Below are 14,441 nucleotides of genomic sequence, written 5' to 3'. Positions count from 1 at the left end.
TTCCCAGCGGGCGCCGGGGTGGCCCGCTAGGTTGGGACGCGTGAGCATCGACACGCCTCGTCCCTGGCTTGCCTCGTACGCCCCGGGGGTCCCGCACGACATCGAGGAACAGCACGGTTCCCTGATCGACCTGGTCGAGGAATCGGCGCGACGGTTCCCGGGCAGGGTCGCGCTCGAGTTCTTCAAGCGGACGACCAGCTACGCCGACCTGCAGGAGCAGATCCTCCGCGCGGCGAACGGTCTCCGCAAACTCGGCGTCGGTGCCGGCGACCGGGTGGCGATCGTGCTGCCGAACTGCCCGCAGCACATCGTGGCGTTCTACGCGGTCCTGCGCCTCGGCGCGATCGTGGTCGAGCACAACCCGCTGTACACGCCGCGCGAGCTCCGCCACCAGTTCGAGGACCACGGCGCCAAGGTCGCGATCGCCTGGGACAAGTCCGTCGCGACGCTGCAGGACTTCCCTGCCGACGTGAAGCTCGACGCGATCGTGTCGGTCGACCTGACCCGCGCGATGCCCCGCAGCACCCGGCTCGCCCTGGCCCTGCCGGTGGCGAAGGCCCGCGAGTCCCGCGCGAAGCTCACCACCGCGGTGCGTGGCACGACGAAGTGGGACGACCTGGTCGGCACCCGCAAGCTGTCGAAGCGGCACCCGCGCCCGTCGACGGACGACATCGCCCTGATCCAGTACACCTCGGGCACCACCGGCACGCCGAAGGGCGCGGTCCTCACGCACCGGAACCTGCTGGCCAACGCCGCGCAGGCCCGCGCCTGGGTGCCGCAGATCCGTCGGGGCGACAACGTCGTGTACGCGGTGCTGCCGATGTTCCACGCCTACGGCCTCACGCTGTGCCTGACCTTCGCGATGAGCATGGCCTCGCGGCTCGTGCTGTTCCCGACGTTCGACCCGGCGCTCGTGCTCACCGCGATCAAGAAGCACCCGCCGACGTTCCTGCCGGCCGTCCCGCCGATCTACGCCCGACTGCAGCACGCCGCCGACTCGGCGAAGGTCTCGCTCGAGGGCATCGAGATCGGCATCTCGGGGGCCATGCCGCTGTCGCAGGACATCGTCGAACCGTGGGAAGCCCGGACCGGCGGGTACCTGGTCGAGGGCTACGGGCTGTCCGAGTGCTCCCCCGTGCTGATGGCGAACCCGGTGTCCCCGGAGCGTCGCCTCGGCTCCATCGGGCTGCCGTTGTCCTCCACCGAGGCCCGCGTGGTCGACCCCGACGACAGCACGAAGGTGCTCGGCGTCGACGAACCCGGTGAACTGCAGGTCCGCGGGCCGCAGGTGTTCCGCGGCTACTGGGGCAAGGCCGAGGCCACGGACGAGGTCTTCACCCCCGACGGCTGGTTCCGCACCGGCGACATCGTGGCGATCGGCGCCGACGGCTACGTCCGGATCGTCGACCGTCTGAAGGAGCTCATCATCACGGGCGGCTTCAACGTGTCGCCGTCCGAGGTCGAGGACGCACTGCTCAAGCACCCGAGCGTCAAGGAGGTCGCGGTCGTCGGCATCACGCAGGGCGGCAACGAGCAGGTCGTCGCCGCCGTCGTGCCGAAGGACCCGTCCTCGTTCGACGCCGCGGCGCTGCGGGCGTGGGCGCGCGACCAGCTGGCGGCGTACAAGGTGCCGCGTCGCGTCGTCGTGGTCGAGGACCTGCCGCGCTCGATGATCGGCAAGGTGCTGCGGCGGAAGGTGCGGGACCAGATCCTCGCCGACGACTGACGGCTGACGACTGACGTCGTCAGTGCCCGACGCGCGTCAGCGCAGGCGTCGCCCCGGCACCGCGAGCACGGCGAGCCCGGCCACCACGAGCGCGATGCCGAGCCATCCCGTCGCGCCGAGGTGCTCCCCGACGACGAGCACGGCGAGCACCGCTGCGACCACGGGCTCGAGCAACGACACCAGGGTCGCGACCGAGGCACCGACGGACCGCAACCCCACGGCGTACAGCGAGTGCCCGAGGACCGTCGGCACCAGGGCCAGGTACAGGAACACCGGCCAGTTGCCGCCCTCGCCGACGTACGGTGCGCCGCCGAGGGCCACCAGCACGACGAGCGGCACGGCAGCGATGCCGAACACGGCGCCGACGAGCCCGCGGCCGTTCGGCAGCCCCGCCGCGACGGCTTCGACCCCGGGCCCGCCGGGCACCGACACCGCCCCGGCCGCCGCGTGCAGTCCCCGCGCCACCGCCCACGAGTACAGCGCGTACGTGAGTCCGGCGAGCAGTGCACTGGCGATCCCGAGCGCGAGCGCACCACCGCCGCCGTCGCGCTCCGACCGCGCCAGGGTCACGACGACCATTCCGGCCACGCTCACCAGCGTGGCGACGATCCACCTGCCGGTGACGGGCCTCCTGTCCGACACCCACTCGACGAGCCCGGCGAACACGGGTGACGATCCGATCGCGATGGTGGTGCCGAGGGCGACGCCCGCGTCGGCGAGGGCCGCGTAGAAGGCGACCGCGTAGACGACGAGCGCCCCTGCGCCGAGCAGCGCCCACCCCCGCGTGCGGCGTTCGGCGACGGCGCGGAGCGTGCCACGTCCGGCGACGGCGGCGAGCACGAGTCCACCGATCCCGAAGGTGACGGCGCCGAAGACGAAGGCGGGGACGCCCGGGGCGAAGTGCGTCGCGGTGCCGGTGGTCCCCCAGACCGCGGCGGCGACGACCACCGCGGCGAGCCCACCGGCGGGCGTCGGGACCCGGCGCGCGCTGGCGGGACCGGTCACGAGACGTGGATGGACGGCCGGCGGTGGACGTCCGGTTCGGCTTCGCGCAGGACCTCGCGCGTGACGGGCGCGACGTCACCGGCACCGGTGAACACGAACCGCAGGGCGTTCCGGATCGGGCTGCCCTCGTTCCACTCGAAGTAGATGCTCGGGACGACCCCGGCGGTGTCGCGGATCGCGAGCAGGGTCGAGGCGATGGTGTTCGGCACGTTGCCGGACCGGACCCGGAGCACACGGTGTCCGTGCACGACGTGCCCCTCGACCAGCAGGTCCTCTTCGAAGTCGGACGAGTCGGCGGGCAGCACCTCGAGGAACATCGTCGGGACGCGCGCCGGGATGCCGGAGTCGCGCCGTTCCTCGCGCCCCTTCGCACGGTACGCCTCGGCGGTGCCGGCACCCGGCTCGTTCGCGATGATGCAGACCGCGCTGAACTGGTCGGCGTCCGCCTCGACGAACTGCCGGGCCGTGGCGTCCAGCTCGATCGACGACGCGCGGAGCTCGAACGACCGGCGCACCCGCGAGACGAGCGACACCACGACGATGGCGATGATGAAGATCGCCGCGATCCGGACGCCGTCGGGCCGCTCGATGACGTTCGCAACCGTCGTGTAGACGAACACGACCGAGATGACGCCGAACGCGATGGTGCGCTTCTTCTGCTGCCGGCGACGAGCCGACAGGGTGACCGCGACCGCGGCGCTCGTGATCAGGACGAGCACGCCGGTGGCGTAGGCCCCGCCCTGGGCGTCGACGTTCGCCCGGAACACGATCGTGATCAGGAAGGCGATGAGCGTGAAGATGATGACGAGCGGCCGGGTCGCCCGCGCCCACTGCGGCGCCATGCCGTAGCGGGGCAGGAACCGCGGCACCAGGTTGAGCAGGCCGGCCATCGCGCTCGCGCCGGCGAACCACAGGATCGCGACCGTCGAGAAGTCGTAGATCGAGCCGAACACCCCACCGAGGTACTGGTGCGCCAGGAAGGCCAGGGCCCGCCCGTTCGCACCGCCGCCCGGCTGGAACTCGTGCTGCGGGATGAGGAACGTCGTCGCGATCGACGAGGTGATCAGGAACGAGCTCATGATCACGGCCGCGACGGTCAGGAGCCGCTTCGTGCCACGGATCCGACCCTCGGGCCGGGCACTCGTGTCGTCCGACGCGTCACCGCGCACCTGCGGCATCACCGCGACGCCGGTCTCGAACCCGGACAGGCCGAGCGCGAGCTTCGGGAACACGACGAGCGCGATGCCGACCATGACGAGGGGGTTGCTGTGCTGCGCGGTGAGCCCCGACCACCAGTCGCTGGCGACCATCGGGTGCTCGAAGACGTGCCAGAGCGCGACCACCACGACGACGGCGTTCAGCGCGAGGAACACCGCGACGAGGCCGACCGCGATGCCGATCGCCTCCTTGAAGCCGCGGAGGAACACGACGCCGAGCAACAACAGCAGCGCGAGGGTGAGCGGGACGGGGATCTCGGTGAACCAGTGCGGCGTGTACGGGTTCTCGGCGATGTGCGCCGTGGCGTCCGCCGCCGACAGCGTCATCGTGATCATGAAGTCGGTGACGGCGAACCCGAGCAGGACGAGCACCAGGAGCTTGCCGGCCCACCACGGCAGGAGCTTCTCGAGCATCATGATCGACCCGGCGCCGCGGAAGCTGTCGCTCGCGACCCGGCGGTACACCGGCAGCGCGCCGAACAGCGTGACGAGCACGAGCACGATCGTGGCGATCGGCGACAGCAGACCGGCGGCGAGCGCCGCGATCGCCGGCTGGTACCCGAGGGTCGAGAAGTAGTCGACGCCGGTCAGGCACATGACCCGCCACCACGGGTGGGTCTTCTCGACCTCGACCTGGTGCGGACCCTGGTGGGACGCCCCTTGGTGGGCGCCCTGCAGCATCCAGCGACGCAGTCGGGTGCTGCGGTCGAGGGGTGGCTCCGTGGCGTCGCGCTGGGCGGCCCGCTCGGCGTCTGTCGCGGTCACGTGGACGATGCTAAGCCGTCCGGGTGACGCACGCGCGCACCCGGGCGGCCCCTGTGGACAACCCGGTCCGGCTGCCGCCGGACAACCCGGTCCGGCTCCCGCCGGACAACCCGGTCCGGCTACCGCGCGGGCCGGGTGAACACCGCCACCAGCCCCGCCACCACCAGCAGGGCCCCGGCCGCCAGGCAGGCCGCCAGCAACAGGGTGGTCGGGTCGACCGAGAACACCGGGATCGCGCTCACGGCCATCGCGACCGCGAACACGAGCAGCACCACACCCCAGAAGATCGTGCCGAAGCGTGCACCACGGCGCGCCCGCGCGGGTTCCGGGGCCGGTACCGGCGCCGCAGGTGGGAACGTCTGGGTCGTCTCGTCGTCGTTCGTCATCGTCTCGTCCTTCACTCGTTGACGGTCAGCGCACGGGGCACGTCGGCGGCGCCCCCGAGGATCCACAGGTGCACGGTCGTCGTCCCGCCCGCGTCGGCACCGGCGGACCGTGCCGCCCGGTTCTCGACGGTGGTCGTGCTGAACAGCCCACCGCTGCCGTCGTCGCCATCGTCGCCGTCGGTGTCGACGCCGTACCCGACTCCGCTCACCTCGACCCGGACCGGCACGTCGGTCGGCAGCAGCACCTCGGCCCCGCCGGCGCCGAGCCACAGGTTCACGTCCCCGCCGGCGTCGGTCTCGTCGAGGCCGCGCAGGTCGAGGGTCGGCCCGCCGACGAGCATCGCGTAGTTCCGTTCCGACCCGGCGGCGACGCTGTCGACCCGCCAGGTGGTCCCGCCGATCAGCGAGACCTGCGTGCCGGCGGGCAGCACCCCGGTGACGACCAGGGCGACGACCCCGATCGTCGAGAACAGGCCGAGGGCACCGTCGTCGCGTCCCCGGATCCCGGCGACGATGGTCGCGATCGCCAGCACGGCGACCGCCGCGGCGATGCCGAGCACCGCCACCGGCCAGGCCTCCGCCTGCGCCCAGACCGCGACGCCGGCCCCGGCGACGAGCGCCAGCCCGAGCGACACGGCGACGTACGCCGCGCTCGACCGTCGCTCGGCGCGGGTCGCGCGCCACGCGGCCGCCCGCTCCCGTTCGGCGCGCATCCGCTCGTCGTGTCGCCGCTGTCGGTCCTGCGGGGTGCCGGGGGCGTTCCACTGCCAGGAGGCCCGGCCCGCGTCCGACGCATCCCCCGCGTCCGCCGTCCACGCGGCTCCACCGGCCGGGCGCGGGTCGTCGGGGCTCGTCCAGAAGTCGCGCCGTGTCCCCGCTGCCGCGGCGGCGTCAGCGTCGGGCGTCGGCCCGTCGGTGCGACGACGCGCGACGACCACGGCCAGCCAGACGATCCCGCCGACGAGCGCGATGCTCCACGCCGTGCGCAGGGTCGCCTCGAGCCAGCCGGGCATCCCCCACGCCGAGGGCACGCCCTGCCACCAGATCCCCTGGACCGCGGGCACGAAGGTCAGCACCACGAAGACGCCGATCCCGATGAGCGCCGGGTCGAGCACGCCGCGGATCATCCGCTCGACGTGGATCCGTCCTGTGGTGTCCGGCAGCAGCGCCCACCCGACGGCGTACGCCAGGAAGACCGGACCGCCGAGCAGGGCGACGACGATCGCCACGCCGCGGACGACGAGCGGGTCGAGTCCGGTACGTCGGGCCACGGCACCGCAGACGCCGGCGAGCCAGCGGTCGTCGGTGCGGGCGACGTCGAGTCCGCGGATCCAGTCGAAGAACCGGGCCGTCGAGTCGGCGGTGCCGGCAGCCGGGCCGGGAGCCGTGTCGTGCTGGTGATCGGTCATGGCCTCCAGCATCCCGGCCCGCGGTGGCGGACACCATCGGGGTTCCCCCTGACCGGTCCCTGATCCCTGCCCCGATCCCTGCTGGTGCAGGCGCCCGAGTGCCAGGATTGGCCCATGGCCACCGCTCGGATGACCCGCCCGACCCCCAGGGTCCTCGGCGGTGTCTGCAGCGGGTTCGCGACGCACACCGGTCTGCCACTCGGGGCCGTCCGGGCGGCGACGGCGGTCCTGGCCGTGTGCGGTGGGGCCGGGCTCCTGCTCTACGCGTGGCTGTGGGCCACCACCCCGAGCGCGACGGTGGCCGCGACGTCACCGCTCAAGGCCGTGCTCACGGCGCCCCGCGCGAACGGCGACGCCGACGCCGACGCCGACGCCGACGGCGACGCGACCGTGACCGTGAGCCGTCGAGCACCCGTCGTGGAGATCCTGCTCGGACTCGCACTGCTCGCCGCCGGGGGCGCGATCGTCGCTGTGCGCCTCGGCGCCCAGGTCCCGCTCGAGGTCGTAGTGCCCGGCGTCGTGGTCGCCACCGGTGCTGCCCTGGCCTGGCGGCAGTTCGACGCCCTGCGCACCGTCCGGGCCGCGGCGTCGTCGACCCTGGTCGTCCGGGCGCTCGGTGCACTGGTGCTCGTCGTGCTCGGCATCCTGCTGTTCTTCACCACGAGCGACCGGCCGAACGTGTGGACGGTGCTCAGCGCAGCGGTCGCGGTGCTGCTCGGCGTCGCCGTGGTCGTCGCGCCCTGGGTCGTCCGGCTCGTCCGGGACCTCGCCGACGAGCGCGCGGCACGGGTCCGCGACCTCGAGCGCGCCGAACTCGCCGCGCACCTGCACGACTCGGTGCTGCAGACGCTCGCGCTCATCCAGCAGAAGGCCGAGCCCGGCTCCGATGCCGCACGGCTCGCCCGGGCGCAGGAACGCGAACTGCGGTCGTGGTTGTTCGCCGAGCAGACCGAGCCGGCCCGTGACCTCGGCGCCGAACTGCGCGACGCCGCCGCCGACATCGAGGCCGAGTACCCGGTCCGCATCGACGTCATCGCGGTCGGCCCGTCGCGCACCGACCTGCCCGACGGTGTCGTCGCCGCTGCCCGCGAGGCGATGCTCAACGCCGCCCGGCACGCCGGCGGCACGATCAGCGTGTACGCCGAGACCGCGCAGGACGTCGTCGAGGTCAGCATCCGCGACCGTGGGCCGGGCTTCGACCCCGACGCCGTGCCCGAGGGACGGTACGGCGTGCGCGAGTCGATCACCGGGCGGCTGCACCGGCTCGGCGGCCGGGCGACCATCGCCCCGGGGCCCGGTCGCACCGGGACCGAGGTCCGGCTCCGGCTGCCGCTCGCGCCCACCGCCCCCCACCACGAGGAGGACGCATGACCGAGCCCGACCTGCTCACCGTCGCCATCGTCGACGACCACTCCATCTTCCGAGCCGGCGTGCGCGCCGGACTGCCACCGGGCCTCCAGGTCGTGGGTGAAGCCGCCACCGTCGACGAAGCCGTGACGCTCGTGGCGACCACCGCACCCCGTGTCGTCCTGCTCGACGTCCACCTGCCCGGCGGAGCCGGCGGTGGCGGCGCCGAGGTGATCACGCAGTCCGCTGCCGAGCACCCGGGCACGCTGTTCCTCGCGCTGAGCGTGTCCGACGCGGCCGACGACGTCGTGCGGGTGATCCGGGCCGGGGCCCGCGGGTACATCACGAAGAGTTCGTCGAGCGCCGAGGTGGCCGAGGCCGTCCGACGGGTGGCGGAGGGCGACGCGGTGTTCTCGCCCCGCCTGGCCGGCTTCGTGCTCGACGCCTTCGGTGCGGTGAGCGGCGAGACCGCGCAGCACGACGCGGAACTCGACCGGTTGTCGGCGCGCGAGCAGGAGGTGATGCGCCTCATCGCGCGTGGGTACGCCTACAAGGAGGTGGCGGCGGAGCTCTTCATCTCGGTGAAGACCGTCGAGACCCACGTGTCGAGCGTGCTGCGGAAGCTGCAGCTGTCGAACCGGCACGAGCTGACGGCGTGGGCGCTGCAGCGCAAGCTGCTCTGAGCGCCCACGCGGTCACTTCGCGCTGATCCTGGCTGTGGATGGTGCAGTCTTGTTCACCGCCCCGACGGTCTCACTTCGCGCTGATGCGGGTGTACTTGTTGACCGCCCACGGCACGAACACGACGAGCATCACGGCGATCCCGATCAGCACCGTCACGATCGGGTGCTGCATCGTCCAGATGTCCGGCACCGGCGCCGACCCGACGTTGCCGAAGAGTTCACGGGCCGCCTGCACGAGCGACGACACCGGGTTCCACTCCGCGAACACCCGCAGCACCAGGGGCAGCGTGTCGCTCGGCACGAAGGCGTTCGAGATGAACGTCAGCGGGAACAGGATCATGAACGAGGCGTTGTTGATGACCTCCGGCGTCTTGACGCTCATGCCGAGCAGCGCCACCACCCAGCTGAACGCGTAGCTGAACAGCAGCAGCAGGGCGATGCCGGCCAGGAACTCGAGCGGCGACGAGTTCACCCGCCACCCGACGGCCAACCCGGTGAGCATCATGATCGCCATCGAGATCGAGTTGAGCACGAGGTCGGAGTTGGTCCGGCCGACGAGCACCGCGGACGCCGACATCGGCATCGTGCGGAACCGGTCGATCAGGCCTTCCTTCAGGTCCTGCGCCATCGCCGACCCCGAGAAGGTCGCCCCGAAGACGACGGTCTGCGCGAAGATCCCCGCCATCAGGAACTGCGTGTAGTCGGTGCCCTCGACCGCGATCGCGCCGCCGTAGACCTGGCTGAAGAGCAGGACGAACATGATCGGCTGGAGCACGGCGAAGACGAGCATGTCCGGCGACCGCTTGATCTTGATGAGGTTCCGCTTGGTGACGGTCCAGCCGTCCTCGAACCAGATGGCGACCGGCGAGGTGACGACGACGGGCAGCTGCCGACCCGGCGCGATGGTGGTGGCGGTCATCGGGCCGTCTCCTTCTGCTTGGTGGCGGCGGCTTCGTCGGCCTCGTCCTCCGTCGCGGCGTGGCCGGTGAGCCGCAGGAACACGTCGTCGAGCGTCGGTCGGCGCATGCCCGCGTCGTGCAGCTCGATACCGGCGTCGCCGAGGTCGGCGAGCACCCGCTGCAGCGCGGTGGGGCCGGCCTCGACCGCGATGGCGTGGGTGCGGCCGTCACCAGAGGCCTCGACGTCGCCGACACCGTAGCGCCGCAGGACGGTCGTCACGGCGTCACCGTCGGTCTCGTCCACCAGGGTCACGACCACCCGGTGGCCGCCGACCTGCGCCTTGAGGTGGTCGGCGGTGCCCTCGGCGATGACCCGGCCGTCGTCGATGACCGCGATGTCGTCGGCCAGCCGGTCGGCTTCTTCGAGGTACTGCGTGGTGAGCAGGACCGTGGCGCCCTCGGCCACCAGGTCCTCGATGATGCCCCAGAGCGCCAGCCGGCTGCGGGGGTCGAGGCCCGTGGTCGGCTCGTCGAGGAACAGCACGCGCGGGTTCATCACGAGGGCCCCGGCGAGGTCGATCCGTCGCCGCATGCCACCGGAGAAGCCCTTCACCGGGCGGTCCCCGGCCTCGGCCAGGTCGAACACGTCGATGAGCTCACGGGCACGCTCCCGCGACGTCTTCCGGCCCAGGTGGTAGAGCCGCCCGATCATCTCGAGGTTCTCGAAGCCGGTCAGGTTCTCGTCGACCGCGGCGTACTGCCCGGACACCCCGATGGACCGCCGGGTGGCCTGCGGGTCGGCGATCACGTCGATGCCGTCGATCGTAGCCGTCCCGGAGTCCGGGGTGATGAGGGTGGTGAGCACCTTCACGGTCGTGGTCTTGCCCGCGCCGTTCGGCCCGAGCAGCGCCTTCACGGTGCCCTGCGGCACGGACAGGTCGAGTCCGGCCAGTGCGTGCACCGGCCCGGACTTCGACCGGTAGGTCTTGGTCAGCCCGGAGGCTTCGATGATGGCCATGTCGCTCCCTTGTCGACCACGGAGAATATCAGTGGGTCGGTGGGAACTCGTGACCGGTCACTCAGATGCCGAAGTCACCACCGAAGTCACTGGAGCCACCGCCGAAGTCGGATCCGCTGTCACCCCAGCCCGCACTCTCGAACCCGCCGCCGTCGGACGCGCCACCGTCGGACGCACCGCCGTCACCGGAGTCGGCTCCAGTGTCCTCCGAACCACCGTCACCCGCAGCGTCAGTACCGCCATCGAACGATCCGGGGTCCGGCAGGAAGGCGCTCATGATCGCCGAACCGATGACGTAGCCGGCCACGGTGCCGAGGACCGAGGCACCGATCATGCTGCCGAACGACGGTCCGCCGCGCTGCCCACCGAAGCGGCCACCGCCGCCGACGCCACCGAGCGAGCGCTCCATGAAGCCCGGTTGGCGGATCTCGGACCGCGTCGCCGACTGCGCGAGCGAGCGGGGGTCGTCGCCGCGCGGGGCCTCGCCGGGAGGCGCCGTGCGGGTGAACTCGTCGTAGACCATGCGGCGCTGTTCGTCGGTCAGCTTCGCGAACGCCTCGGCGTGCACCTCTTCGATGCGCTCGGGCGGCGCCGTGCGGAGCAGGTAGCGGTACCGCTCCACCGCGCGCTCGTCGTCGGTCGCCGCGCCCTGCTGCTGCGCGGGTGCACCGCCCCACTGCGGCACGCCGTACTGGCCGCCCTGCTGCTGCCCGGCCGGCACCCCCGTCGGCGCGGGCTGGTGGTACGACTGCTGGCCGTACCGGTAGCCCTGCTGCTGCGGTTGCTGCGGCTGCCCCCACTGGTTCTGCTGCGCGTCGTACTGCTGCGCGTCACCGGTGCGGTCGCGGTCCGGACGTCCGAGCAGGCGGTCGAGGAATCCCATGGTCGATGCTCCTTCGGGTGCACGGGTGATCCGGTCGGACCGCCCGTGGCCTGCCACCCTATGGAGCGCGGTCGGCCGCTGACTGAGCGCCCGCTCAGAGTCAGCCGTGCGCCGCCGCGCCCGCAGGCGCACCGTGCGCACCTGCACGACCCGTGCCGGGTTGGCAGCACCGTGCGCGCCTACAGCACCGCACCCAGCGGCCGACCCCGCACCAGAACGCGGACCCCGCACCGTGCGCACCACTCACCCGACGGGAGGGCCGTACCCGACCCGCCCCGCGCCTCCAGTCCGCACCGTGCGCACCTGCACGACCCGTGCCGGGTTGGCAGCACCGTGCGCGCCTACAGCACAGCACCCAGCGGCCAACCCCGCACCAGAACGCGGACCCCGCACCGTGCGCCGGCCACACCTGCCGCGCGCACGCGCCGGCTCAGCCCGCCGCGGCGCCCGCGGCGAGCGCGGCCGTCCACACCCCGTGCAGCTCGTCGGCGGCCCCGGGGTGCGCCACCAGGAACGGCTCGCCCACGGGCGGGAAGCCCTCGACCGGGCCGGAGCGGGTCAGCACGATCCCGCCGGCCTCGTGCACGAGCAGCACGGCGGCCCCGTGGTCGACCGGGTTGAACGCCGACACGCACCCGCCGATCCCCCGCCCGGCCGCGACCTGCGCGATGGTCAACGTGCCGGAGCCCTGCACCCGCAGCGTGCACGACCGGTCGGCCAGGGCGTCGAGGAACGCGCCGAACCCGGGCCACGGCCGGTGTCCGTCGAGCTCGGTGCCGACGACCGCACCGGCGAGCGGTCGCGGGGTGTCGTCCAGCTGCAGCGGACGGTCGCGCAGGGTGGCACCGCGTCCGCGCCGCGCCTCGAGGACCTCGCCCCGCCACGGGTCGGCCACGACGCCGACGAGCGGGCGTCCACCGCGGGTCAGGCAGAGCGACATCGACGTCCAGGGCACGCCGTTCGCCAGGTTCGTGGTGCCGTCGACGGGGTCCAGGTACCAGCGGTGGCGGTCGCCGGGTGCGTCGCCGTACTCCTCTCCGGTGAACCCGTGCGTCGGGAACGCCATCCGGACGCGGGACCGGACGTGCTGTTCGACCAGCCGGTCCACGTCGGTGACGAGGTCTGCGGGGTTCGCCTTGGTCCGTACCTCGCTGACGGGGTGCTCGCGGGTGAAGGCGATGACCTCGTGCGCGATGCGGTGCGCCAGGGCCTGGGCGCGCGAGGCGACCTCGGTCTCGGTCGGTTCGCGGTCCCGTTCCGGCCAGCCGTCCCGCTCCGCCGACGACAGCGCGGCGCCGATCGCACCGACGTCGTTCGTGGTGATCGAGTCGACGCCGAGCCGTGCCGCCCAGAGCGCCGGTTCGGACTCGTCGACGGTCCACACGGCGACCCGCAGCCCCAGGGCGTGCGCGGCCTCGATCGTCCGCGGGGTGAGGAACGCGATGTCGAGGTTCAGGGTGGACGGCGTCAACGCCTCCAGGTCGGCCGGAGTGGGCGGGTCGAGCGACTCCCACGCGAGCCAGACGTCGGCGTCGGGCAGCACCGAGCGGACCGCGGCCATCGCCGCCGGCGCTCCGCACCACGCCACGGTGGTGGACGCGGTGGACCCCGCGACGGTGCGGGCGGCGACGAGTCCGTCGGCCGCGTCCGTCAGGTCGACCAGCAGCACCGAGTGGCAGCCGTCGAGCCGTTCGAGGGCGGCGTCGAGCCGCGGGATCCGGTCGAGGCCGTTGCCGAGCCGGGCGACGTCGCACCAGGCGACGTCGGACACCCGGCGGGCGTCACCCCACATCCGGCCGAGGGTCTCGTCGTGCAGCAGGACGGCGACGTCGTCGGCCGTGCGACGGACGTCCACCTCGATGACCTCGGCGCCGAGCGCCTCGGCGACCGCGATGGCGGGCAGGGTGTTCTCGCGCCGGACGCGCGGCGCACCGCGGTGGGCGACGAGCCGTGGCGGACGCACGCCGGGCCTCCCGGTCGGGCTGGTGGCGACCACCTGGTCGGCGGGCGCCGACACCGGGGCGCTCATCGGGTGCCCTCGAGCAGGGCACCGTCGCGGTACACGAGCACCTCACCGAGGCGGACCCCGGTCTCGGTGCCGACCGTCGGGGGTGCTCCGGTGACGAACGCGCGGAGCTCGGCGCCGTCGGCGGCCAGCACCACCTCGGCGAAGTGCCCGCGCATCAGCACGCGGGCGACGGTCGCACGGATCGGCGAGTCGTCGGTGAGCACCACCTGCTCGGGTCGGATCAGGACCGTGTCCGCCACGGTCGGGCTGACCGACGTGCCGGCCAGGAACCGGCCGGTGACGGGGCTCGTCGACCCGATGAACGACGCGACGAACCCGGTGGCGGGGCGGGCGTACAGCTCGGTGGGCGTCGCGATCTGCTCGATGCGTCCGTCGTGCATGACGGCGATCCGGTCCGAGATGCTGAGCGCCTCGTCCTGGTCGTGCGTGACGATGACGGTCGTGATGCCGAGGCGCTGCTGGATGCGCCGGATCTCGTCGCGGACGCTCACCCGGAGCTTCGCGTCGAGGTTCGACAGCGGCTCGTCGAGGAGCAGCACGTCGGGCTCCTGCACGATCGCCCGCGCCAGGGCGACCCGCTGCTGCTCACCGCCCGAGATCGCGGTCGGTTTCGACCCGGCGTGGTGGCTCAGACCGACGAGGTCGAGCGCCTCCCGCACCCGCTCCGCCACCCGCTGCTTCGGCACGCGTCTGGTCCGCAGCGGGAACGCCACGTTCTGCGTCACCGTCATGTGCGGCCACAGTGCGTAGTTCTGGAACACCATCGCGCTCGGCCGACGCTCCGGACCGATCGACGTGACGTCGCGGTCCCCCATCGTCACGACGCCGCCGTCGGCGGGCAGGAACCCCGCCACCATCCGGAGCGTCGTCGTCTTGCCGCACCCGGACGGGCCGAGCAGCGAGACGAGCTCGCCCTTCGCGACGTCGAGGTCGATGCCCGCGACGACGTCGCGTCCGCCGAGCGTCTTGCGCAGTCCGCGGATGGTGAGTCCGCCGGTGCGGGACCGGTCGGTCGTGCTGCCGTCGGCCTGGAGGCCCGGTGCGCGTTCCGCGACGAGCGTTGCGTCCGTCATC

Annotated in this window: 12 protein-coding genes; 3 read left to right on the top strand and 9 right to left on the bottom strand. The window is 72.8% G+C overall.

What is annotated here, in order from left to right:
- The first annotated feature begins 40 nt into the window (after positions 1 to 40).
- The gene (locus EDF23_RS10615; RefSeq protein WP_123294038.1) at positions 41 to 1,726 is read left to right on the top strand and encodes a long-chain-fatty-acid--CoA ligase; all 1,686 of its coding nucleotides are present in this window, start codon (positions 41 to 43) and stop codon (positions 1,724 to 1,726) included.
- A 36-nt stretch (positions 1,727 to 1,762) separates the two neighbouring features.
- On the opposite strand, the gene EDF23_RS10610 is transcribed toward EDF23_RS10615, so the two are convergent.
- The 4 genes from EDF23_RS10610 to EDF23_RS10595 form a co-directional block, all read right to left on the bottom strand.
- Entirely contained in the window at positions 1,763 to 2,731 is a 969-nt protein-coding gene (locus EDF23_RS10610; protein WP_131921627.1) for an EamA family transporter, read from the bottom strand.
- Complete coding sequence (locus tag EDF23_RS10605) at positions 2,728 to 4,629, bottom strand: amino acid transporter (protein ID WP_243648898.1); 1,902 nt, start codon at positions 4,627 to 4,629, stop codon at positions 2,728 to 2,730. The genes EDF23_RS10610 and EDF23_RS10605 overlap by 4 nt, the downstream gene beginning before the upstream one ends.
- A gap of 203 nt (positions 4,630 to 4,832) precedes the next feature.
- Positions 4,833 to 5,099 carry a hypothetical protein gene (locus tag EDF23_RS10600; RefSeq protein ID WP_131921626.1) on the bottom strand — a complete coding sequence of 89 codons (267 nt, stop codon included), beginning with the start codon at positions 5,097 to 5,099 and terminating at the stop codon, positions 4,833 to 4,835.
- A gap of 11 nt (positions 5,100 to 5,110) precedes the next feature.
- Complete coding sequence (locus EDF23_RS10595) at positions 5,111 to 6,508, bottom strand: PspC domain-containing protein (RefSeq protein WP_165901095.1); 1,398 nt, start codon at positions 6,506 to 6,508, stop codon at positions 5,111 to 5,113.
- A 114-nt stretch (positions 6,509 to 6,622) separates the two neighbouring features.
- Between EDF23_RS10595 and EDF23_RS10590 the strand changes: the two genes are divergently transcribed.
- On the top strand, positions 6,623 to 7,879 hold the full coding sequence (locus tag EDF23_RS10590; RefSeq protein WP_131921624.1) for an ATP-binding protein: 1,257 nt from the start codon (positions 6,623 to 6,625) through the stop codon (positions 7,877 to 7,879).
- Positions 7,876 to 8,538, top strand: coding sequence for a response regulator transcription factor (locus EDF23_RS10585; protein WP_123294044.1), 663 nt, complete (start codon positions 7,876 to 7,878; stop codon positions 8,536 to 8,538). Before EDF23_RS10590 ends, EDF23_RS10585 begins: the two co-directional genes overlap by 4 nt.
- A 70-nt stretch (positions 8,539 to 8,608) precedes the next feature.
- Here EDF23_RS10585 and EDF23_RS10580 read toward each other — a convergent pair whose 3' ends face one another.
- The 5 genes from EDF23_RS10580 to EDF23_RS10560 form a co-directional block, all read right to left on the bottom strand.
- The gene (locus EDF23_RS10580; RefSeq protein WP_131921623.1) at positions 8,609 to 9,457 is read right to left on the bottom strand and encodes an ABC transporter permease; all 849 of its coding nucleotides are present in this window, start codon (positions 9,455 to 9,457) and stop codon (positions 8,609 to 8,611) included.
- On the bottom strand, positions 9,454 to 10,455 hold the full coding sequence (locus EDF23_RS10575) for an ATP-binding cassette domain-containing protein (RefSeq protein ID WP_123294046.1): 1,002 nt from the start codon (positions 10,453 to 10,455) through the stop codon (positions 9,454 to 9,456). The genes EDF23_RS10580 and EDF23_RS10575 overlap by 4 nt, the downstream gene beginning before the upstream one ends.
- Positions 10,456 to 10,516: 61 nt before the next feature.
- Positions 10,517 to 11,338, bottom strand: coding sequence for a hypothetical protein (locus EDF23_RS10570; protein WP_243648888.1), 822 nt, complete (start codon positions 11,336 to 11,338; stop codon positions 10,517 to 10,519).
- 430 nt (positions 11,339 to 11,768) lie between these two features.
- The gene (locus EDF23_RS10565; RefSeq protein ID WP_131921622.1) at positions 11,769 to 13,367 is read right to left on the bottom strand and encodes an inositol monophosphatase family protein; all 1,599 of its coding nucleotides are present in this window, start codon (positions 13,365 to 13,367) and stop codon (positions 11,769 to 11,771) included.
- Positions 13,364 to 14,440: an ABC transporter ATP-binding protein gene (locus EDF23_RS10560; RefSeq protein WP_243648887.1), complete on the bottom strand. Its 1,077-nt coding sequence runs from the start codon at positions 14,438 to 14,440 to the stop codon at positions 13,364 to 13,366. Before EDF23_RS10560 ends, EDF23_RS10565 begins: the two co-directional genes overlap by 4 nt.
- Between the last annotated feature and the right edge of the window lies 1 nt (position 14,441).

The organism is Curtobacterium sp. PhB128, from assembly GCF_004340725.1.
Lineage (GTDB): Bacteria > Actinomycetota > Actinomycetes > Actinomycetales > Microbacteriaceae > Curtobacterium.
This window is presented reverse-complemented; position numbering and strand designations above follow the sequence as displayed.